This window comes from Pseudomonas sp. P39-UII1, from assembly GCF_039672635.1.
In the GTDB taxonomy this organism is placed as follows: Bacteria; Pseudomonadota; Gammaproteobacteria; order Pseudomonadales; family Pseudomonadaceae; genus Aquipseudomonas.
This window is the reverse complement of sequence record NZ_JBDFPP010000004.1, coordinates 54,288-74,797: the sequence shown is the minus strand read 5'-3', so window position 1 is coordinate 74,797 and position 20,510 is coordinate 54,288. Positions and strand designations below refer to the sequence as shown.

Annotated in this window: 17 protein-coding genes and 1 pseudogene; 8 read left to right on the top strand and 10 right to left on the bottom strand. The window is 62.8% G+C overall.

Annotated elements, in window-relative coordinates; genetic code table 11:
• Positions 1–69: 69 nt before the first annotated feature.
• From ABEH27_RS07370 to ABEH27_RS07350, 5 genes and pseudogenes are all read right to left on the bottom strand, one after another.
• Positions 70–288: pseudogene (locus tag ABEH27_RS07370) on the bottom strand (hypothetical protein); the annotation flags it as partial.
• A 170-nt stretch (positions 289–458) separates the two neighbouring features.
• On the bottom strand, positions 459–1,010 hold the full coding sequence (locus ABEH27_RS07365) for a DUF4174 domain-containing protein (RefSeq protein ID WP_346612921.1): 552 nt from the start codon (positions 1,008–1,010) through the stop codon (positions 459–461).
• Positions 1,011–1,243: 233 nt separating this feature from the next.
• Entirely contained in the window at positions 1,244–5,758 is a 4,515-nt protein-coding gene (locus ABEH27_RS07360) for an NEL-type E3 ubiquitin ligase domain-containing protein (protein ID WP_346612920.1), read from the bottom strand.
• A gap of 78 nt (positions 5,759–5,836) precedes the next feature.
• On the bottom strand, positions 5,837–8,197 hold the full coding sequence (locus ABEH27_RS07355) for a DNA polymerase II (RefSeq protein ID WP_346612919.1): 2,361 nt from the start codon (positions 8,195–8,197) through the stop codon (positions 5,837–5,839).
• Positions 8,198–8,257: 60 nt separating this feature from the next.
• Positions 8,258–9,178, bottom strand: a complete 921-nt coding sequence (locus tag ABEH27_RS07350) for a LysR substrate-binding domain-containing protein (protein ID WP_346612918.1) — start codon at positions 9,176–9,178, stop codon at positions 8,258–8,260.
• 160 nt (positions 9,179–9,338) lie between these two features.
• Between ABEH27_RS07350 and ABEH27_RS07345 the strand changes: the two genes are divergently transcribed.
• The 8 genes from ABEH27_RS07345 (at position 9,339) to ABEH27_RS07310 (ending at position 14,979) form a co-directional block, all read left to right on the top strand.
• Positions 9,339–10,121, top strand: a complete 783-nt coding sequence (locus tag ABEH27_RS07345) for a YqcI/YcgG family protein (RefSeq protein ID WP_346612917.1) — start codon at positions 9,339–9,341, stop codon at positions 10,119–10,121.
• 2 nt (positions 10,122–10,123) lie between these two features.
• Entirely contained in the window at positions 10,124–10,750 is a 627-nt protein-coding gene (locus tag ABEH27_RS07340; protein ID WP_346612916.1) for a LysE family translocator, read from the top strand.
• Between the two features lie 40 nt (positions 10,751–10,790).
• The gene (locus tag ABEH27_RS07335) at positions 10,791–11,873 is read left to right on the top strand and encodes a hypothetical protein (protein ID WP_346612915.1); all 1,083 of its coding nucleotides are present in this window, start codon (positions 10,791–10,793) and stop codon (positions 11,871–11,873) included.
• A 156-nt stretch (positions 11,874–12,029) separates the two neighbouring features.
• A complete protein-coding gene (locus tag ABEH27_RS07330; protein WP_346612914.1) occupies positions 12,030–12,725 on the top strand; it encodes a sel1 repeat family protein in 696 nt (231 codons plus the stop codon).
• Positions 12,726–12,833: 108 nt separating this feature from the next.
• Entirely contained in the window at positions 12,834–13,535 is a 702-nt protein-coding gene (locus ABEH27_RS07325; protein ID WP_346612913.1) for an AzlC family ABC transporter permease, read from the top strand.
• The gene (locus ABEH27_RS07320; protein ID WP_254480475.1) at positions 13,532–13,846 is read left to right on the top strand and encodes an AzlD domain-containing protein; all 315 of its coding nucleotides are present in this window, start codon (positions 13,532–13,534) and stop codon (positions 13,844–13,846) included. Before ABEH27_RS07325 ends, ABEH27_RS07320 begins: the two co-directional genes overlap by 4 nt.
• Entirely contained in the window at positions 13,843–14,676 is an 834-nt protein-coding gene (locus ABEH27_RS07315) for an AraC family transcriptional regulator (protein ID WP_346612912.1), read from the top strand. The genes ABEH27_RS07320 and ABEH27_RS07315 overlap by 4 nt, the downstream gene beginning before the upstream one ends.
• Positions 14,677–14,751: 75 nt before the next feature.
• Positions 14,752–14,979, top strand: coding sequence for a hypothetical protein (locus tag ABEH27_RS07310; protein WP_346612911.1), 228 nt, complete (start codon positions 14,752–14,754; stop codon positions 14,977–14,979).
• Between the two features lie 34 nt (positions 14,980–15,013).
• On the opposite strand, the gene ABEH27_RS07305 is transcribed toward ABEH27_RS07310, so the two are convergent.
• The 5 genes from ABEH27_RS07305 to ABEH27_RS07285 form a co-directional block, all read right to left on the bottom strand.
• Positions 15,014–15,502, bottom strand: a complete 489-nt coding sequence (locus ABEH27_RS07305; protein ID WP_346612910.1) for a copper chaperone PCu(A)C — start codon at positions 15,500–15,502, stop codon at positions 15,014–15,016.
• Complete coding sequence (locus tag ABEH27_RS07300) at positions 15,502–16,110, bottom strand: SCO family protein (protein WP_346612909.1); 609 nt, start codon at positions 16,108–16,110, stop codon at positions 15,502–15,504. The genes ABEH27_RS07305 and ABEH27_RS07300 overlap by 1 nt, the downstream gene beginning before the upstream one ends.
• 199 nt (positions 16,111–16,309) lie before the next feature.
• On the bottom strand, positions 16,310–16,894 hold the full coding sequence (gene nfuA, locus ABEH27_RS07295) for a Fe-S biogenesis protein NfuA (protein WP_172218736.1): 585 nt from the start codon (positions 16,892–16,894) through the stop codon (positions 16,310–16,312).
• A 58-nt stretch (positions 16,895–16,952) separates the two neighbouring features.
• The gene (locus ABEH27_RS07290) at positions 16,953–17,987 is read right to left on the bottom strand and encodes an acyltransferase (RefSeq protein WP_346612908.1); all 1,035 of its coding nucleotides are present in this window, start codon (positions 17,985–17,987) and stop codon (positions 16,953–16,955) included.
• 109 nt (positions 17,988–18,096) lie between these two features.
• The gene (locus ABEH27_RS07285; protein ID WP_346612907.1) at positions 18,097–20,397 is read right to left on the bottom strand and encodes a fatty acid cis/trans isomerase; all 2,301 of its coding nucleotides are present in this window, start codon (positions 20,395–20,397) and stop codon (positions 18,097–18,099) included.
• Between the last annotated feature and the right edge of the window lie 113 nt (positions 20,398–20,510).

Genomic DNA, 20,510 nt, shown 5'->3' with positions numbered 1-20,510 from the left:
CTGACCTGCAGGCGGGGCGTTGCTTAACTCATGGGCAGGTCGTCAGCCTTTGGCGTCGGTCTTGGGCTTTGCGCCGCATTTGCCTTCACCGCACTTGCCTTCACTTTTAGTGGCCTTGTCGTCGGCGCCGCACTTGCCTTCACCACATTTGCCTTCCCCCGGCGCCTTGGCAGATGCCAGTTGATAACCCTGGGACAGTGGTTCTACAGCGAAGGCACTACTGCCAAGGGCCATGCTGCCGATCAAGGCGGCGCCGAACAGGCCGAGGTTTTTCCGTGCATCAATCATGATGAAGCTCCACATAAGTGCAATAGAGGAGCCATTAGAGCGTGAGGGAGCGTCGCCGATACATCACCACAATCAGCGCGATGTATAGGACTGGATGTCCAGAGTTGTCAGATTACAGAGCTGCAGTGCGCCCGCTCCTACGGCATACAGCGAGGAGCGGGTGAGCCCTGTCAGTCCTCCAGCGGCTTGGGCGGCGCTGCAGGCTTGGCGGGTTTGGCGGGTTTGCTGTCCTTGGCCTTGGGCTCAGGAACGGCCGCAACCGGTTCCGGGGCGGCCACAGCCTTCTCGGTCGCTGGCAATTCATCGACCGCCTTGATGATGGCCTGCGGATCGAGCTTCTCGCCCGACTCGTCATCCTTGAGCATATGCCGCTCGCCATCCTTGCCCACGAGGATCACTTTGGTGCCCTTGCTCGCACCCAGCTTGAGCTCACGGATCAGCGCCATGGTGGTCTGCTGTTCGAGGTTCTTGTCCTCGCGCTTGCCCATCATGTTGGCGACGCTGTAGACAACCACGCCGCGCTCCTTGAATGCCGCTTGGGTAGCGGGATCCTTGAGCGCCTCGTTCAACCCCCGCAACGTAGGGTCGGCTGAACTGGGCGCAATGATCACCAAAGGCCGTGCCTTGCCCAGCTCCTTGGCCAGAGGGGCATCACTGTCGGCGGCGAACAACGGGCCAGTGACGGCGAGCAAGGTGGCGAGGGTCAGTGACCGGACGAGCATACGCATCTCCTTATTGTCTCGATAAACCAGTGACTACAGATCACGGAGAAAAATCCGACCCGGAGCCTAAACCACTTCGAACATCAGTTGGTCAGGGAAAAGTAACTGGCGGTTTCCAATGAGGGTTCAGCCCAGGATGCAAGCGTTATGGGAAACAGCCAACACCCTGACTGAGCATAGTCCAAAGCCACTGCGGACAAAACTGCACAAGGCCTTGCCTTCCTCGGGGACTGTCAGCGCACCTCTATGGGAGGGTCCGCCGGGCCGGACGCCAGAAGCCTTAGCGTCACATCCAACATCAAGCCACGCCGCGCCGCCCGCTGCTCCCCCAGAATGGCGTCCGACTGGTCACGCCGCTCCTCGTCCGTGAGTGCCTCGTCGTCGAGTACTGCATCCAGACGGCGGCGGAATGGGAGGTCCACCTGGGCGAAAGTATCGGGTTGGGCGCGTTCCAGGTGCGCCTGCCAAAACGTGCGATCGACCAGCGAGCGTGCCACCGCTTCCTGCGTTTCGGCCTGGTAGACAGCCGCTTCTGCCCGAGCCAGATGCTCATCCGTGACCCCTGCCAGCGGACGGAAACTCATCTCGCCCACCTCGATGGGCAAATTCAGACGATGGCGCAAACCCAGACGATAGGCGAGCCCCACCTCGCTTTCATCGGGATTGCCACCGCGGTCGATGATCTCCTGTACGGCAAGGCGGTCAACTTCGTCCAGGCGCCACAAACGCCGCCCCAAATCAATCAAGCTCTGTTCGGTACCCCCGTGATCACCGGACTGGGCATTCCACACCAGCCTGTTCAATTCAAGGTTGCTCAGACACCAGGTAGCGCCGTCCTGGCACCCCCACTCATCGTTGGCAACGGTCAACAGTTGCTCACGCAGGGCTGGCTCCTTCGCCATCGCCTGCAACAGGCTGAGCACCCGCTGCGCCATTGCCTGAGCATCGATGTGAAAGTCGGCGGAATGCAGCAGTTGCTGCAGCACACGGAAGAAGCGGTCTGCAGGCTCCCCTACATCCACGGCTTCCCAGGCGGCCACCAGCAGCCCTCGATAACGTGGCCCCACAGCGTCCCCCCAGACATCACGGGCACGAACGATCTGTTCGCGCAGAAACGCCTCATCAGACGGTGCAAGTGGTGCCATCAGAGAAGCTTGCAGGCGTATCAGCTCGGCCTCCCCGAACGGATTCCCGGCCAGCCTGATCCTTCGTCGAAATGCCACAGGCACTTCATGGAACCACTCCGGGACCTGCCTGATACGGTTCTCGCGCAAATCCACGTAAAGCAACCCAGGGTTATCGCTCAGCCCAGCGGGGAACTGCTCCACCCCAGTGTTGCGCATGTTCAGCCACCGCAGTGCCCGCAGCCCTCGGAGCGTGAACGTGCGCCCCAGCGGGTTGTGGGATAAATCGATGTATTCCAGCCCGCTGGCGCTTCCCAGGGTAGCCGCCTGGCTGCTACTCAAGACAATCTGGTTGTTGGTCAGGGTCAGCTGGCGCAAGTGCTGCATCTGCAGCAGAGGTTGCGGCAAACGCGTCAAAACGTTGCCCCCGAGGTCCAGCTCTCTCAGATTAGGGAAGGCCAGCAGAAAGCTCGTTGGAATATCTTGCAGCTCCATGCGCAGCAGCGACAGATCCGACACATGTGAAAAGCTGACCTGCGCCGGTATTTCCGGAAGCTCGCCAGGTTGATTGTTGTACAGGACCATGCGGTAGTCGTGGTCAATGTTGAGATTGGCCTGCCCAGCGTCGGTCGTACGCCGCCAGCAGTCGATCAGCGTATCGACCACATTGATCCGGTCGTCCCTCACCGCGCCGTCTGACTCCACCATCCACGCCCACAAGCTGTCACGCAACACCGTGAGCTCCTGCCTCAGTTCAACCAGAACCTCCCCTACCCGACGGCCCGACAACTGGACACGTTCGCTCCAGACCGCCACTTGCTCGTCACTGAAGGACGGGTACAGGTCCCGCACGGTTGCCGCAAGCGACCTGTCGCCACGGCCAAGCCCACCCGAGTTGCAGCCCCCCAAGGGGTAACCCAACAAACCTTCGCCGACCCGCCGTGGTGGCCGGAAAGCGCCGGGCCGCTGCAAGCCGAGCAGATGGTCGACCTCGCTGCGTCGTTGCAGCGCCACGCGCCCAAGCAGGACTCGCAGATTGTGTGCGAATGGGGCCCCTACCGTCATGGCCTCTCGTTGGCCGGGTGCGTACGCGAAGGCGATGACGTCGAACATCTCCCCTGGCACGCCATATCGCCCACCCTGTGCATCGAATAGCTGAAAGGAGCCATGTAAGTGGACCAGATCGAATGCCTCGGTACCCTCTTCGGTGGACATCAACAGTGGCCCGTTGAGATAGCCTTCGAATAACCGCCAACGCACACCCTGAGCGGTGCCGGGCAGGTGCTTGAGCAACCCTAAGGCCACGCGTGCCAGGTCGGCGTTCTGTGGCGTGTCCAGGAAGAAACCCTCGAATACGCGCGCCCGACGAATGTCCTGCACGCTACCCCTGGCGGCTTCCGCCAGGGGTAGCGGGACCCGGCCGGTCGCCAACAGGCGCCTGCGATCATCCCCGCTGGCCGAGCGCAGCAACCCTTGCGCGGCACGCCGGTGCAGCCCAGGAAACACCCGGCGCAGCAGTGCGCTGTCGGCAGTGTCGGTGACTTGGATAGCGTCATAAAGGCGCCCTAACAAAACACGACGCTGGGCCCAGGCCAGCTCGGCCAGTGCCTGGTCCGACAGGCCATCGGCACCTGGCAGGCCCTGGGCGTGTTGCAGCACCGTGATGTCGTCGACCTGCTCACCACCGCGCAAACGGCTGACCATCCGGCGTATGCGCCGGTCGAGCCTTGAGCGCTCTGCGCTGTCCAGCAAGCCTGGCTGCGGCGCTCGCCCGTAGACGTGCAGGGCCCTCAATTGATCCGCGGCCAATCCATGAAAGCTCAATACTTCATCAATCTGCTCATCGCTCATACCATCCAAGGGGGGGCCTAGGCGGCGGAACATGCGGTGTGTGTCACGCCATTCGGACGGTTGCTCGCTCCATAGACGCCAGGCGCCGGCGCCGTTATTTCGCAGCGCTGGGCCATGCTGGTTGCGCGGGCGAAGCTGCCATTGGCCGTTGCCGGCCGAGTCCGTCACTGAATAGTGGTGCCCTTCCATTTCGATCCAGGCCTCTCCCTCGAGCCGCCTGACACCCAGCGCATCGGGCGCTGACGCAGCGCTCGGCACCAGGCTGCGGAACGGAGCAAGCTCGGGCTTCCAGAGTTTGGTGCTGCCGTCCTCCAACCGCGCAGGCAGCATGCCGTCGACTACCGCAGAACGCGACCACAAGCGCCGCGCAACGGTGATGCCTGCTGCGGTGGCCGCGAGCACTGCGAGGTCGGTAGCCACATTGGTCATATGGTCGAGGGCCGCTTGAGCATCACCGTCATGCCAAGCCTCGATGCCATGGTAGACCTCACCCAGCAGCTCCCACGCAGTAACCGCCAACAACACCAGGCCTATGCTCGGCACAAACAGGCCGGCCAGATTGAGCAGCGCCCAGCCTTCTGCGGCCAGCCGCTCATCATGGGCGCGCTGCAGGTCACGATCGAGTCTGGCCACCGGCATCACGATGAGCGATGCATCCTCCTTGATCTGGCGTATCCGCGATTGTGCGAGGCTGTTGAACAACGGCTCCGGACAAGCCCGCAGGTGTGGCTTCAAGTCAAAACTTGCCCAGTCGGGAAGGTCGTCAAAAGCCGTGACCACACTGGCAAAGAACGCCGAGCTGTCGCGGCGCAGCACGAACCGGCTGAAAAACCGCTGATACGTCTTGACGCGTAGGCGATGCCCCAGCTCGCGGTTGAGAGCCTCCAGGCTTTGGAATGCGCGCCAAGGCGCTACCGGATCGCCTGGCACGTATATCAATAGCCGTCGCGTGGTATCGAGCAGCGGGCCTTGGTCGATCACATCCAGCACAACAATCTGTTGCAGCGCACAGTTGAGCAGCGTCAGGCGCTTGGGCACTACCAGGTCACCCGCAAGGCGCAGCAATTTGCCGTCGATGCACATGGCGGTTATCAGTTCCAGCTCACTGTCCTCCAGGGCCTCATCCAGCCTGGCTTTGTACGCATCCACCAGCATCGCGTAGCGGCTGGTGTTGACCAGCAGCGCCTCCACCCGCTTCTCGTCATTGGCGGGCTTGAGGATGGCATCCAGATGGCGTTGATAAGCCTGCCCCATGTCCAACTCCCGGCACAACGCCGCAAATTCGATCGCCGTGGGTGGTTCGGCCTGCCCCTGCCGCGGCACGAGCAGGCGGTTGCCCACGGGTTGGCCGCCAGCCGTGGCTTGTTCGGAAGTAAAGTTTCGCAGCACCACCTCGAGCAGCGGTTTTTCTTCGTACACCACCCTGGTGAGGTGGGCCCCTACGGGTTGAGCATTGATTACTGGCTCTCGACGGCCTTGCAAGAACGTCAATCGACGCAGGTTGTAGCTGACACCCTGACGCTGCGCGAGCGCGTCCTCCATGGCCGAGGCAACAAAATCGTCGATGTTTTCGATACGCGCCTCCAAGGCGCCCAGCTGTTGACGGAACTTGAGGCTCTTGGCCAATGCCTCGGCTAATGCCGGCAGCTGCTCAATGGGTACTTTGCGCAGCCAGGGCGGCAGCCGATCGCCGATGATGCCATCCTGAAAAGCCTCGCTGGCGCGACGCAATTGCTCGTAACGGTGCTCATCTGGCGGTGATGCGGTAGCCATCTCGAAGCCTCCTTAAAATAAAGAGGCCAGCCTAGACAGGGCACGTTGGTCGAGGCGTTAGATAGCTAACGCCAGGGCTCAGAACAACAGCAACTGGCGGTCGGTCAATGCCGCAAAATCGTCACCGACGAAGGGCAGGATGGCATCGGCCACCGGCTGCAGTTGCCTGCTGAAGTAGTGGTCATAGTCAATTGGCGACTGCAGGTTCTCCATCGGTTCCGGCCCCGCCGTGGTGATCACGTAGCTGATCCAGCCACCCTTCTGGTATTGCAGCGCACGCCCCAGGCGGCGGTTGTAGTCATCAGCCAGGCGCGCGGCACGGACATGCGGTGGCACGTTGCGTTGGTAGTCGGCCAGCGGCCGGCGCAGGCGCTTGCGGTAGATCAGCAGCTCGTCCAGCTGGCCCGCCAGGGTCTGCGCCACGAACCCGCGTACATAATCACGGTACGGCTGGCCGCGGAAGATCCGCCCGTACAAGGCCTGCTGGAACTGTCGGGCCAGTGGTGACCAGTCGGTACGCACCGACTCCAGGCCCTTGTACACCATGTCTTCGCTACCATCGGCGCGCTGCACCAGCCCTGCATAGCGCTTCTTGCTGCCCTCGTCGGCACCTCGAATGGTGGGCATCAGAAAGCGCCGGTAATGGGTTTCGAACTGCAGCTCAAGCGCGCTTTCCAGGCCCATGGTTTCGCGCAGGTGCTGGCGCCACCACTGGTTGACCTCGGCTACCAGTTCGCGGCCAATGCGGGCCGCAGCTTCCTCGCCATGGGCGCCCTTGAGCCAGACGAAGGTTGAATCGGTGTCGCCATAGATCACGTCGTAGCCCCGCGCCTCGATCAGCGCGCGGGTCTGGCGCATGATCTGATGGCCACGCATGGTGATCGATGACGCCAGGCGCGGGTCGAAAAACCGGCAACCGCTTGAACCCAGAACGCCGTAGAAGGCATTCATGATGATCTTCAGAGCCTGCGACAACGGTGCGTTGCCTTCGCGCTTGGCTTCTTCCCTGCCCTGCCAGACCCGCTCGACGATCGCCGGCAGGCAATGCAGGTTGCGCGAGAAACGCCCGCCTCGAAAACCCTCGACCGAATGCGTGTCATCCGGCTGGCGCAAGCCTTCGACCAGGCCCACCGGGTCGATCAGGAACGTGCGGATGATCGCGGGGTACAGGCTTTTGTAGTCGAGCACCAGCACCGAGTCATACAGGCCCGGGCGCGAATCCATCACAAACCCACCGGGGCTGGCCTCATCCGGTCGGCTGCCCAGATTAGGCGCCACGAAGCCAAGCCGATGCATGTGCGGGATATACAGATGACAGAACGCCGCCACCGAACCGCCGCTGCGGTCCACTGCCAGCCCGGTGACGGATGAGCGCTCGAGCAGAAACTCCAGCAACCGGGTATGGGCGAAGATACGCGTCACCAGCTCGCAGTCCTTGAGGTTGTAACGGGCCAGGGCCGGCTTGTCCTCGGCGAACATGCGGTTGATCTCGTCCATGCGCTGGTAAGGCGTATCGATCGCCTTGCCTTCACCCAGCAACGTCTGCGCGACGTTTTCCAGGCTGAACGAGGGGAAACTCCAGGTGGCCGAACGCAGGGCTTCGATGCCATCGATCAGCAGCCGGCCAGGTGCATCTGCGAACACATGGCCGCCGTTGGCGTGGGCACGCAAGGTCATGGGCGCGCCATTGCGCCCCAGCGTCAACGGCACCTGCAGTTGTTTGGCATGCTCATGCAGGATGCGCAGGTCGAACTGGATCAGGTTCCAGCCGATGATTGCATCCGGGTCGTGTTCGGCCATCCACTGGTTCAGGCAGTGAAGCAGCTCAGCGCGGTCGGGGCAGTAGCGCAGGTCGAAATCCACGTTACTGGCCTGAGCATTGGCACTGCCCAACATGAATACCTGGCGTTGGCCACATCCCTCTACGGCAATGCTGTACAACTCGCCACGTTCGCTGGTTTCGATATCCAGCGATGCCAGACGCAATGGCGGGCGGTAGTGTGCGCAGGGTTTGAGTTGAGCATCACAGGTGACCCCTTGAGCATCCGGGTGCCCGGCAAACTGCACCGCAGCCGTGATGAAGCGCTCCATCAGGTAGCGCTCGGGCGGGCGGATATCGCCCTCGAACACCTCGACGCCGGCGCTGCGCAGGCGTTGTTCCAGTTGCATCAGTTGCCGCTGCTGACGGCAGTAAACACCCATCACTGGCCGGTGCTCGAAATCACGCAGGCTCAAGGCTTTGAGTTCAACACCTGTTTCATCGGCCAGCAACAGCCGCGCATGCTCGGCCTGCGCCTGCAGGATGAACATCACTGAGCCGTGCGGGGCCAGGCGCAACAGGCGTGGCCCCTGGTCGGTGGCCAGCCAGAACTCCACGCAGGTGCCTTCGGGCGTGTCATGCCAATGCCGGGTCAGGACAAAGCCCTGCTGCAACTCCACTGCGTTGTCCTCGGTGCAACCGATAGGTCGGATAAGGTAATTCTACCCTTGTGCGGGCAATCAGCCGTACAGGTAGTTGATGTCCTTGTAGGCCAACGGTGGCACCTGGCCGAGCAGGAAGTCGCGCAACTTGTGCATCTGTCTTGCCTTGGGGCTGGATTTGAGCCAGGTCATGTAATACCCGTCTCCTGTCGCCACGGCATGCTTGAACGGCGTGACCAGGCGCCCGGCACCCAGGTCGGCACTGGCCAGCACCAGGTCGACCACCGAGATACCCAGGCCCTGTTGGGCTGCGGAAATGCCCTGATCGAGGGTGTCGAACACCTGGCCCTGGTCGATGCTGATGTCCAGCGCATCCATGCGCGCCAGCCAGCGCCGCCAGTCGCGGCGGTCCGGTGACGGGTGCAGCAGTTCGCACTGGCGCAAATCGCCCAGTGCAGGTTGCTCATGTGCCATGTAGTCCGGGTGGCACACCGGGATCAGCCATTCATCGAACAGCTTGAAGCTCTCGATATCGGCGGCAAAGCTGCCGCTGGACAGCAGAAACGCGCAATCGTAGGGCTCGGAGTAGAAGTCCACGGTGTCGATGTCCATCCACACGCTCGACAGCTGCACGCTGCAGCTGTCGTCGACTTTCTTGAACGCATCCAGTGCCCGCAGCAGCCAGCGCACGGTGAGCGTCGAAGGTGCCTTGAGGCGCAGCCCGTAGCGGTCCTGGCGCAGCAGCGCGCAAGCGTTTTCGATGATCTTGAAGCCGACCTTCAGCTCCTGCGACAGCAGCCGCCCGTGTTCGGTGAGGCTCAACTTGGGGCCGCGGCGCTCGAACAAGTCGCAGCCGAACATACCTTCAAGGGTCTTGATGTGGTGGCTGACGGCGCCCTGGGTCAGCGCCAGCTCTTCAGCCGCGCGGGTGAACGACCCGTAACGCGAGGCGACCTCGAAGGCACGCAATGCATGCAAAGCCTGAATCCGTTCCGACATGACGCCCCCGAAGCATGAGTAAGACTAATAGTAGGTCATAGTTCCACGCGTTTTACAACGTTAACTGCGTCTCAGAAAATGCAGGTAAATAACAAAGATAAGCCAATAACCTGCCTGCATATGTCTGTAACTTTCTGTTAATCAAACGCCTGGGGAAATCATGTTTACGGGTTATGGAAACTGCTATCGCCTGGATGCGCTAGAGCTGGCCGCTGAACATGTCCGGAACACGCAGCATTGGACGCACAAAACCATACAACATTTTCGCGACATCCTCGCCAACCCTGACTTCCCTTGCCTGTTCGGGCGCAAGGCGGTGGCTGGCGAATCCTGCCACATTCTGTTCGCCCGGGCCGAACAACTGGCCGACGACATCGCTCAAGGCCTCGCCGACTACGTCCGCACCATTACCCCCGTGCCAATCAAGCAACGTATCGGCAGCCCGCTGGTGGTGTTTCTCGAAACGGCCGCCGACAGCACCCTTGCCGAACAACAGGCGCTGGCCTGGAAGGTACTGCGCGGCGTGCACGCGCGCGACCCGCACCCCTGGCCCCAGGCGATACCCAGCGACCCCAATGACAGTGGCTGGTCATTTTGCTACGCCGGCATGCCATTGTTCATCAACATGAACTTTCCCGGCCACCGACAGATGAGAAGCCGCAACCTGGGCAACCACATCACTTTCGTCATCAACCCGCGGGAAAACTTCGACGAAGTAGCCAACGCCGGCACCGAGAGCGGCAAGCGGATTCGTGCACGCATCCGCGAACGGGTGCACCACTACAACGACGGCGTCATGCCCGACAGCCTCGGCTTCTTCGGCCAGGCCGACAATTTTGAATGGAAGCAATACCAACTGCAGGAAGCAGGCTCGCTCAACCCGTCGCGCTGCCCCTTTCATGCCCACGCCCACGCCACGCCCGACACACAGATCGAGAATTGACCGTGAATACCGCACTGACCCTCACCTACGCCCTGACCGTCCTGCTGCTGATCGCCACCCCTGGCCCCGTGGTGGCATTGATCGTCAACACCGCTGCGGCCTCTGGCTCGCGCAAGGCCATGTTTACCGCCGTTGGCACCAACTGGGCATCCTTGGTACTGATCGGCGCCGCTGCCTGGGTCATCCTGACCAGCGCGGCCATCGACAAGGCCTGGCTCAGCGGCATGAGCCTGCTGGGCTGCCTGTTCATCGGCTACATCGCCGTAAGCACCCTGCGCGAGTGCCTGCAGGCGCCTGCCGCCGAAGCCGAGGCGCACCCCCCAAAAGCTGGGCGCGGCGGCTTGTGGCAAGGGTTCATGGTGGGTATTTCCAACCCGAAGGACATCATTTTCTTCATCGCCTTCTTCCCGCAGTTCATCCAGATCACCGAATCATTCGGCAAAAGCATGGTGGTGCTGTCACTGCTCTGGGTGGCCATCGATTTCGCTGTGCTCAGCCTGTACATCTTCGCCATCGGCAAGCTCGCCTCGCAGCGCAGCAACCGCGTGATTTCCCTGGCCTCAGGGGTTGCCCTGCTGCTGATCGCCGTCGGCGGCCTGGCCTACAACTTCAAGGAGCTGGCGGGCTGAAGCCCAAAGCGACAGCAACGCCAGAGCCGAAGGATCGCCCATGACCTCGTCCAACCCCGCAACGCACGCTTCGACGCTGCAACCGGACTACCAGCGCTTCCTGCAACTGGGCACTCGGCGCGCCCCACATACCCTGCATGTGCACGAAAGTGGCTACCGCTCGGGTACCATCAACACCGACGCACTTGGGCTGCGCTACAGCCATTGCACCGGCAAGCGCTTTTCCGCCGCCGAACGCGGCGGCACGGCACGGGTCAACCTGCTGGTCGGCGGCTCGACCGCGCTGGGTATCGGTGCCAGTTCCGACGAGCATACGGTGGCCTCTCAGCTGTCGATACTGACCGGTGAAGTGTGGCTGAGCTTGGCGGGCTGTGGGCTGAATGCGAGCCAGGAGCTTCTGCTGTTTCTCACCCACCAGCACCGCCTCGGCGAAGTGGGCCATGTGGTAGTGCTCAGCGGCCTGAATACCTTGGCACATGAAGCGCTGGGCGAGGTGCTGACTGGTCCGCACGAGCTGCAGCACGCCAAGGCGCATCAGGGGTACCTGCACAGTTTCAACGAAGGCCTGCAGCCCACCAGCCCGGCGCGCCGGGATTCACTGTGGCAACGCCTGGGCCAGGCGCTGGCGCCGCGCCGGCAGGAGCAGGCCTTGGGCTGGTCGTTATCGCCGCCGGAGAAGCGCCTGGCACGCGCCGCCGACAGCATTGGCCGCACCTTGCGCCAGTGGGAGCGGATGCTGGCCGACAGCCACGCCACCCTCACCTTCATTCTGCAACCGCTGCTGCCCTGGTGCCGCGAAACCCTGCCTGCCGGTGAGCAAGCCATGCTGGCGTCGGTGGAACGCCAGCCTGCCAATTTCGACCGCCTGCTCGATGGCGCCTTCGACAGCCAGCTGCACATGGCATTCTTCAGGCGCATCAAAAGCCAGGCAGACCCGGTGCCGTGCTACGACATGAACAGCATGCTCAGCAGCTCGCCCGTTTTCGGCGCTGACCTGTTCATAGACCGCTTGCACCTCAACGATTTGGGCAACAATGCCTTGGCCAAGGTGATCACGGCCAAACTGGGCCTTGCCCAGGAAAAACATGCGCAACGCAAGGTCACGCCGATCAAGCTCGTCTGACAGTTGACCGCCGGCCTTTCGGTCTGCCCCTACGCTTGGCTAGAATAGGCAGTCGTTCCGATTCGCCCGAGGCGCACGCGTACCTGTGATGAACACCCATTCTGCCCACCTGTACCTGGCTACCCACCGTGGCTTCACCTGCTGCGAGGCGCCTACGTGAGCCGCGCAGCGCTCGGGCCGGTGTTGCTCGTCACCTTGGCACCGTTAGCCGCACAAGCGCTCGAAGCGCGCATCGACCCCCACGCCGACCTGTTGTACCGCCAGGCGCTGCCCTTGCTGGAGCAGGCGGACAACCCCGACGACAGTGCCAGCCCCCTGCGCACCGCCGTTGGCGGCGACCCGGAACTCAACCGGCAAGGCCAGGCACTGGCTCGCACGCTGCCAACGGCGGTGGCACTGCTGAAAAAGTCGGTGGAACTCGGCCACCCGGTGGCCCAGTATCGCCTGGCGCTGTACTACACGACCTACCTGCCTGCGGCACAGATACCCGATGCCGCCTGCCCGTTGCTGGAGGCCAGCCTCAATCAGGGCTTTGCCCCGCCGGCCACGGCAATTGCCACCTGGTGCTCGGGGTACAACGCCAGCCCAGCCTATCGCGAGGCCCTCGAAGCGATCCCGAGCATGGCGACGCTTTATGCACCCTATTACCCACAGCCGGCCACCCGCCTGGCGTGCAGCCGCAGCCAGCCACAGGGCCTGCAGATGCAGTGGGGACGCCAGCGTGACTACCAGGCCGAAGTCTATCGCCTGCTGGGTGACCTGGACCCGCAACACAGCCGCTCCCTGCTGCAGAAGGCCGTGGAAATCAATGGCTGTATAGCGGCCCAGCAACGCTTGACCAGCCAGCGGTAACACGCCTGCCTTGAGTGGGCGCAGCGGCGCCAAACGAGCAAGATCGTTCAAGCCACCCGCCCCAGCCTCTGGCATGCTGCTCTGCCGAACAACAGTGTCGCAACCATCATGCACAGCAGTCCGCCCATTGCCCGCCAGGCCTTTCTGCACGGCGCCATCGCCATTCTCCCGTTATCGCTGGCCGTCGCCCCGTGGGGCCTGCTCGCAGGCTCGATGGCCATCGAGGCCAACCTCAGCGCCTGGGAAGGCCAGGGCCTGTCGGCGATCGTCTTTGCCGGGGCTGCGCAGCTGGTAGCCATCGGCATGCTCAAGGGCGGCGCGAACCTGCTGTCGATCCTGCTGACCACCCTGCTGCTGACCTCGCAGCACCTGCTCTATGGCTTATCCATGCGCCCGGTGCTGTCAAACCAGCCGCTACGCTGGCGGCTGGGCCTGGGCTTTCTGTTGACCGACGAGTTTTTCGCACTCACCAGCCACTATGACCAGCAGCAGTTCAACCGCTGGTACGCACTCGGTGTCGGGCTGACGTTCTACGTGGCCTGGAACCTGTTCACCCTGGCCGGCATCGTGCTGGGCCAGAACATCCCGCACCTGGACCAGTTGGGCCTGGACTTTTCCATCGTCGCCACCTTTGTTGCGCTGATTGCACCGCTGGTACGCAATGTCGCCACGGTGGTATGCGTGGCGGTGTCACTGTTCTGTTCGGTGCTGTTCAGCTATTGGCACTGGGAAACCGCGCTGGTGGCTGCCGGGCTGCTGGGCATGGCCGCTGGCTTCATCTGCCAGAAATACTTCGGAGGCCGCGCATGACCTGGCTACTGATCTTCGCCATGGGCGCCGTGGTGTTCCTCAACCGCTATGCCTTCCTGGAACCACGCCTGCCCTTGCGCCTGAGTTCCAACGCGCGGCAGTTCCTGGGCTTTGCCGTACCGGGCATGCTCACGGCAATCTGCGGCCCGATCATCTTCCTGCCCGGCCACCAGTTGGACCTGAGCCCGCTCAACCCCTACCTGCTCGGTGCCTTGGTGGCCGTCGCCCTGGTGTTGTTGACCCGCAGCGTGTTGCTGAGCATGCTGGTGAGCATGTTGATCTTCTTCCTGCTGCGTAGCTGGCTGGCATGACCACACCCCTGCGCGAACAGACCCACCTCTGGCAAGCGCCCGCCCTGGGCGACGTCGAGATGCTGCACGCGCGCTATTTCCAGCAGCGCTTTGCCCCGCATGTGCATGAAGGTTACGTGTTCACCGTTATCGAGTCCGGCGCCCAGCGCTTCTGGCACCGCGGCAGCGAGCACCTGGCGCCGGTCGGCAGCATGGTGCTGATCAACCCGGACGAACTGCACACCGGCGCCACGGCCCATGAAGCCGGTTGGCGCTACCGCGGTGTCTACCCGGAGCATGAACGGGTGACCGGGGTGCTGGATGAGCTGGAACTGGGCCGGCATGGCATGCCGCGCTTCAACGCCAGCGTGATCCAGGACCCGGAGCTGGCGCGCGCCTTCAGCCAGGTGCACCAGTTGTCCGAGTCGGGTGCCAGCGCACTCGAGCAACAGACCGCCTGGCGCCAGGCGGTGCTGGCACTGGTGCAGCGCCACGGCCACTGCCCGGCGCCCAGCGCCCCCGGCAACGAACCGCTGGCAGTTGCCCGCGCCCGCGAGCTGCTTGAAAGCCGACTGGCGGATCCCCCGTCACTGGAAGAGCTGGCAGCGGCTGTCAACCTATCGCCCTTTCACTTCGCGCGCGTATTCCGCCAGGCCACTGGCCTGCCGCCGCATGCCTGGCTCAAACAGCGGCGCCTGGCCCGCTCCCGCGAACTGCTGAAAAGTGGGCTGGCCGCCGCCGACGTGGCGTTCAACCTGGGGTTCGCCGACCAGAGCCACCTCAGCCGACAGTTCAAACAAGCTTATGGCGTCACGCCGGGCGCCTACCGCACCGCTTGCCTGCACGGCTAGGCCACGGCGACACCAGGCCCCAGGCAATCGCGCCAGCCGCTGCTACACTGACAGGGCTGAATGGAGGATCCTGCCATGTCCGAAAGAGAGCTCACCACCCTCATATCGCTGATGAACCAGCGCCAGGCTGCCCTGAGCAGTGCCTGCAAGGAGATTGCCGACTGGATCGACCGGCAGGGCGATGTGCCCGTCGCTGGCAAGATCCGCGCGAGCCTCAAGGCCCTGGAGGCCGATGAAGCCCAGGTTCGCAAGACCTTGACCTCGCTGACCCTCGAAAGGCCTCTGCCACGCTTTCGTAGCTGAATGAAGCGGGGCCGCAAAAGCGGCCCCGTTCAAGTCAGTGTTTCATGTGCATGTGGTCGTGCCCACCGCCCATCTCGGCGTTGAGCGCGCGGACTTCTGCCTGCACATTCAGGGTTTCCTTTGCGCCCTGCGCATCTTCGACCGTCAAGGTCAGCGGTACTTTCTCGCCTTCCTTCACTTGCTGGGTCAAGCCCATCAGCATCACGTGGTAACCGTTCGGGTCCAAGCTCACCGGCTTGCCGGCAGGCAGCTCGACAGCCTTGACTTCCTTCATGCCCATCACGTCACCGTTCATGGTCATCTCATGCACCTGCACGGTCTTGGCGATAGGCGAGGCCACGCCAACCAGCTTGCTATCGCTACTGGCCGTCAGGGTCATGAAGGCACCGGTGGACTGCTGGTGCGCAACGCTCGCACGCACCCAGGCATCACTTACGGTGGTCTGGGCCAGGGCTGGCAGCGCAAGGCCCAGCAGGGCGATGGCGGCCAGGCCGCGCTTGATCGGTTGCAGTGAAACAGCCATTAGCAAATCTCCATCAGAGTAAGCAGGTCTTCGGCGCATTCCTTGGCATTCAGCGAATGGCCCAGGCTCAGGCGCAGGGTGCCACGGGTATCGTAGACGTAGCTGGTGGACGAGTGAGAGATGGTGTAGGTGTCACCGGCCGGAACCTTCTCGTAGAACACCTTGAATTCCCGGGCCACCTCGGCGATTTCTTCCGGTGTACCGGTCAGCGCGGTGAACGTCGGGTCGAAGGCCTTGACGTAGGCATCGAGCACTTCCGGGGTGTCGCGCTCCGGGTCCAGGGTGATGAACACCACGCGGAACAGTTCGCGGTCGCGACCTTTAAGCAGCTTCCTGATTTGCGCCGCACGCGCCAGCGTGGTCGGGCAGACCGCCGGGCACTGGGTGAAACCGAAGAAGATCATCGGCATGCTGCCGTAGAAGCTCGACAGGGTGACGTCGTTGCCCTGGGGGTCCTTGAGGCGGAACTTACGCCCGAGGATCTCGTTGCTCATGTTCTTGCCGTACTTGAACTCAAGCCCCCGGGCCGGGTTGCAGCCTGCCAGCAGGCCGAGCCCGAGAACGCCCATCCCGGCGACTACCGCGCGCCGGGTCAACAGATCATTCATGGAACCATCCTTTACAGGGAAGGTGCCGGCCCCAGAAGCGGGCCGGCCCAAAAACCGGGGCATTCTTGCATGGCACCCCGCGGGCTTCTACCCGACCAAGGCGGTGATGGCCTGCAGCCCTTTGAATACGGGCTGCGACCTGTTGTCGCAGGGGTTGAAACCGTAACAGTTTGTTGCTAGGAGCGCGTAATACTACAAATCAGTAGTAGGCGTTTTCCTTCTGGGTGTGGTCGGTCACGTCACGCACGCCCTTGAGTTCCGGAATACGCTCAAGCAGGGTGCGCTCGATGCCTTCCTTCAAGGTTACGTCCGCCTGGCCGCAACCCTGGCAACCGCCACCAAACTGGAGCACGGCAATACCGTCGTCGACCACGTCGACCAGGCTCACCTGGCCACCATGGCTGGCCAGCCCAGGGTTGATTTCGGTCTGCAGGTAGTAGTTGATGCGCTCGTTGATCGGGCTGTCTTCATTGACCATCGGCACTTTGGCGTTCGGCGCCTTGATGGTCAGCTGGCCGCCCATGCGGTCGGTGGCGTAATCGACCAGCGCGTCTTCCAGGAACGGCACGCTGACCGCATCGAGATAGGCGGTGAAGCTCTTCAGACCCACGGCGGTGTCGTCAGGCTTCTCTTCGCCAGGCTTGCAGTAGGCGATGCAGGTTTCGGCGTACTGGGTGCCCGGCTGGGTGATGAAAACGCGGATGCCAATGCCAGGCGTGTTCTGCTTGGAAAGCAGATCGGCCAGGTAATCATGGGCGGCGTCGGTAATGGTTATAGCGCTCATGGAAGTTCCTCACAGACTTGCGGCCAAGTGTACGCCAACCTGGCCCCTGAACAAAGTCCTAGCATTTTACTCTGGAAAGGGCATAAGCCGGCGTTTGCTCCCGCGGCGCCGCCAGCCACGCCTGCATCCGCCGGTACAAACCGCGCTCCAGCCACTGGTAACTGAACCACGACATTAGTCCAATGGACGGCACGCAGAGGGCGAAGACCAGGTAAGGGTTGAGGTGCAAACGCTGGCTGGCGAACCAGCCGGCATACAGCACCAGCACGTGGATCAGGTACACCGAATACGAGCAGTCACCCAACGCCTTGAGCACCCGGCTGCCCTGGAAGTACGGCTCCAGCGCGACGAAGGCCAGCACCACCAGGGCACTTGGCAAGCCCCAATGCAGCAGGCGCTGGGACGCGTCCAGGTGATAAATCGCGTAAGCCGCTACCCCAAGTACCGCCAGCGGCAGCCACAACCCTTCGCGCACCAGCCCGCGGCGGTACAGCACGCCGATGCCGATACCAAGCAGGAACTCGTAGATGATGCCGTTGTTGTAGAAGTGGCTGAGTACGCCAAGGCGGCTCAATACTTCACTGACCAGCAACAGTGCAGCCGTTACCAGCAGCAGGTGGTGACGCTGGCGCACCAGGAACGCAAGGCCAAAGAGGAGGTAGAAGAACATCTCGAAGTTCAGCGTCCAGCCCACGTTCAAGGTCGGGTACAGGCCGTAGCCGCCGGGGTTCTCTGCCGGGATGAACAGCAGCGACAGCAGCAGGTGACGCCAGTCGAATTCCTGGTGTGGCATCCATTGGCTGAAGGCCAGCAGCAGCGCTGCCATCAACGCGGTATAGAACCAGTAGGCAGGGACGATACGCAGGGCGCGGTTGAGCAGGAAGCGGCGCGGCTCGATGGCCTTGTCACGGGTCGAGAGGTAGATCACCAGCCCGCTGATGACAAAGAAGATATCCACGCCCACGGCGCCGCGATCGGTAAGGAACTGGCCCACGGGGCCTGTGGCATGGAAGTCGAAGAAGATCTGCATGAAATGGTGGCAGACCACCACCCAGGCGGCGAACGCCCGCAGTGCCTGAAGCGAATACAGCATGGAATACCTGCGATTGCCGGTGCATTGAGGCCCTTGCAAGCGCTGCTTGCTCGCAAGGGCCACCCACCGATTCCGACCGCAGTGATGGCGGAAAGGTCAGCTCAACCGATCAGAGGTTCTCGTAGCGGTTCATGTCCAGCACCCCCGCCTCCACAGGTTCGGTTTCCTGGATGAACGTGCTCAGGTCATGGAAGTAGCGCCAGAACTCCGGGTGGCTGCGGCGCACGCCCCAGCGCATGACGATACGCTCGAACTTGGCGGCGTCGTCGCGCGCGTACTCCAGGTCCTCGACAAACTCCGGCACGTCCGCCGCCGGGATATTGAAGATGAAGTTCGGGTAGCTGCTGAGTACCCCGGGGTACAGGGTCAGGGTATCCAGGCCCGGCTGATACCGAGCGCTTTCGCCGAGCAGGAAGGCAACGTTGCTGTGTGCACGGTTGCGCAGCAGGCTGTAGACCTGACGCTGGCCGCCCTGCCCTTCGATGCGCAGCATGGTCGCCTCGGGCAACTGGTTGATTACCTTCAGGCCTGCGGCCGGGCGTGACACCAGGCGGCTGAGCGACTGCTCGACGTTGCGAAATTCCTCGCTCATCTGTGGCCGCGAGCAGTAGGCGCCCTGGCAACGGTTGATCGGGTCGGGCGCAGCGTTCAGGCTACCGGTACGCTGCAGCAGCTTGAGGCCGAAGTCGCGCTTGGCATCGCGCGCGTCGAGCGAGATGCCGCTCGGCGTGTCGGTGTCGATGTCTTCGTAGTCGAGCCACATCTTCACCTTGCCGCTGTTCTGGTACCAACTGCTGAGAATCGCGCCACGCTGGTCGGCCGGCATCAGGCGCAGGAAGTTGACCTCGGCGCCATTGCGGATCAGGTCAAAGTACAAACGCGTCTGCAGCTGGTGCGAGACATTGCCGAACACATCGAAGTTGACCGCCAACTGGTAGTAGGTGCGCTCGAACAGTGGGTAGTCGAACAGCCACATGGTCAGCGGCACATCGCCCACCAGGCCTTTGGTCACGGCGGCACTGTCGAAGTGGCGGAAGATGCTCAGCAGCGCGTTGTCGTTACCGGCCCACAGCGTCGACCAGCCTGGCGCAGGCATGTCGGCATAGGCGTCGCGGCGCAGTTTTTCGTACTCGTTGCGTTTGTCGCGGTAGGCGTGCCACAGCGAAAGCACGCTGCCCACATCGTCGATCTGCCCCGGCATGGCCAGCAACGGCGTGGCCTCGCCCCGGTACTTGGCGTCGGTGATGTAGCGGTCGTGGGCGGGCTCCTGGAACAGTGCCCAGAAGTTGTCGCGGATCACGTCGGTGGCGATCTGGCCGCGGCACACCGGGCCGCGTATGAAGGTGCGCACGAAGTATTCGGCGTTATCCAGCATGAACTGGTACCGCGCCACCGCCGGGATCGCCTCGAAGGTTTCGAACGGGTTGGCGCGGTGGCGTGGGCCGTAGCCCGGCAGCGCGGTGGCGTGCCAGTCGCCGGCGTAGAACAGCTGCTTCACGCGTTTTAGCTTCTGCGGCCCCATCGGGTAGGTGATGTGCGTTTTGTGCACGATCACGCCCTGCACCGGGATCAGGCGGTAATAGAAGTCGGTCCCGGGCGGGTCGTTGGGGCGGCGCGTGGCAATGATGTCGGCCGGCTGGCCGCTTGGGGTACGCGAGCGCACCCACTGGAAGAAGTGGCCCTGCTCGCCGCCGACAAAATGGATGTGCGCCAGGAACAGGTGTTCGTACAGCCAGCGACCAACCAGTGCCTCGGTGGAACCCGGGCGGTTGAGCAGTTCTTCCCAATCGGCGATCTGCTTGGCCTCGACCGCGCTGGGCTTGATCGGCTGGTACTCGACCGGCGCGCCCGCAGCCAACCAGCGCTGCAGGGTCTGGTACTCCTGGTCGGTCAGGCCGGTGACCGCCAGCGGCATGCCCTCCTTGGGGTGAGCGCCGGCGTAGGCATCGAACTCATGGGGCAACGGGCACATATTGGTGCGGTTGAGCCCCAGAACGATCTCCTCCGGCAACTTGGCGTTGGGCGTGAGCGGCGTCTTGTGCCCCAGTTCGAGCATGCGCGCCATCAGCGCAGCCTGGCTCCCCTGGTTGTCCAGCACCGAATAAAAGCCCTTGTTACGCCAGGCCTCTTCACTGTGAGCGTCGTAGAACAGCCGCGTCGTCGGGACCGCCTTGCTTCGCTCGCCTTGATAAACCGGCACCTTGGTGGCGCCGCGTACCGCGCCCTCCGGGCTTTCCAGCTTGAGCTGGCAGGCCGCGTCGTTGCAGGCATGGCAGGCCACGCACTTCTCGGTGAAGATCGGTTGAATATCCCGGGTGTAGGAGATTGCCGGGCTCGATGGGGGGGCCTGCCCGAATGCCACGCTGCTGATCAGCAAGGCGAAGGCAGCAGCTATAAAACGATGCACCATGTGCCGAAAGTCCTGGTTCCTGAAAGCCATCACGATTGCCTGGTCGTCCGTGGGTGCTGATGGCTCAACATGAACAGATTTCATGCAAATGGCCGATGCGCCTAAAAACCGCG

What these genes read in the sequence shown, in the direction of transcription:
- ABEH27_RS07365 (WP_346612921.1), bottom strand. Translation starts at nt 1,010, where the DNA reads ATGCTCGTCCGGTCACTGACCCTCGCCACCTTGCTCGCCGTCACTGGC.
- ABEH27_RS07360 (WP_346612920.1), bottom strand. Translation starts at nt 5,758, where the DNA reads ATGGCTACCGCATCACCGCCAGATGAGCACCGTTACGAGCAATTGCGT.
- ABEH27_RS07350 (WP_346612918.1), bottom strand. Translation starts at nt 9,178, where the DNA reads ATGTCGGAACGGATTCAGGCTTTGCATGCATTGCGTGCCTTCGAGGTC.
- ABEH27_RS07345 (WP_346612917.1), top strand. Translation starts at nt 9,339, where the DNA reads ATGTTTACGGGTTATGGAAACTGCTATCGCCTGGATGCGCTAGAGCTG.
- ABEH27_RS07335 (WP_346612915.1), top strand. Translation starts at nt 10,791, where the DNA reads ATGACCTCGTCCAACCCCGCAACGCACGCTTCGACGCTGCAACCGGAC.
- ABEH27_RS07325 (WP_346612913.1), top strand. Translation starts at nt 12,834, where the DNA reads ATGCACAGCAGTCCGCCCATTGCCCGCCAGGCCTTTCTGCACGGCGCC.
- ABEH27_RS07320 (WP_254480475.1), top strand. Translation starts at nt 13,532, where the DNA reads ATGACCTGGCTACTGATCTTCGCCATGGGCGCCGTGGTGTTCCTCAAC.
- ABEH27_RS07315 (WP_346612912.1), top strand. Translation starts at nt 13,843, where the DNA reads ATGACCACACCCCTGCGCGAACAGACCCACCTCTGGCAAGCGCCCGCC.
- ABEH27_RS07310 (WP_346612911.1), top strand. Translation starts at nt 14,752, where the DNA reads ATGTCCGAAAGAGAGCTCACCACCCTCATATCGCTGATGAACCAGCGC.
- ABEH27_RS07305 (WP_346612910.1), bottom strand. Translation starts at nt 15,502, where the DNA reads ATGGCTGTTTCACTGCAACCGATCAAGCGCGGCCTGGCCGCCATCGCC.
- ABEH27_RS07300 (WP_346612909.1), bottom strand. Translation starts at nt 16,110, where the DNA reads ATGAATGATCTGTTGACCCGGCGCGCGGTAGTCGCCGGGATGGGCGTT.
- nfuA (WP_172218736.1), bottom strand. Translation starts at nt 16,894, where the DNA reads ATGAGCGCTATAACCATTACCGACGCCGCCCATGATTACCTGGCCGAT.
- ABEH27_RS07290 (WP_346612908.1), bottom strand. Translation starts at nt 17,987, where the DNA reads ATGCTGTATTCGCTTCAGGCACTGCGGGCGTTCGCCGCCTGGGTGGTG.
- ABEH27_RS07285 (WP_346612907.1), bottom strand. Translation starts at nt 20,397, where the DNA reads ATGGTGCATCGTTTTATAGCTGCTGCCTTCGCCTTGCTGATCAGCAGC.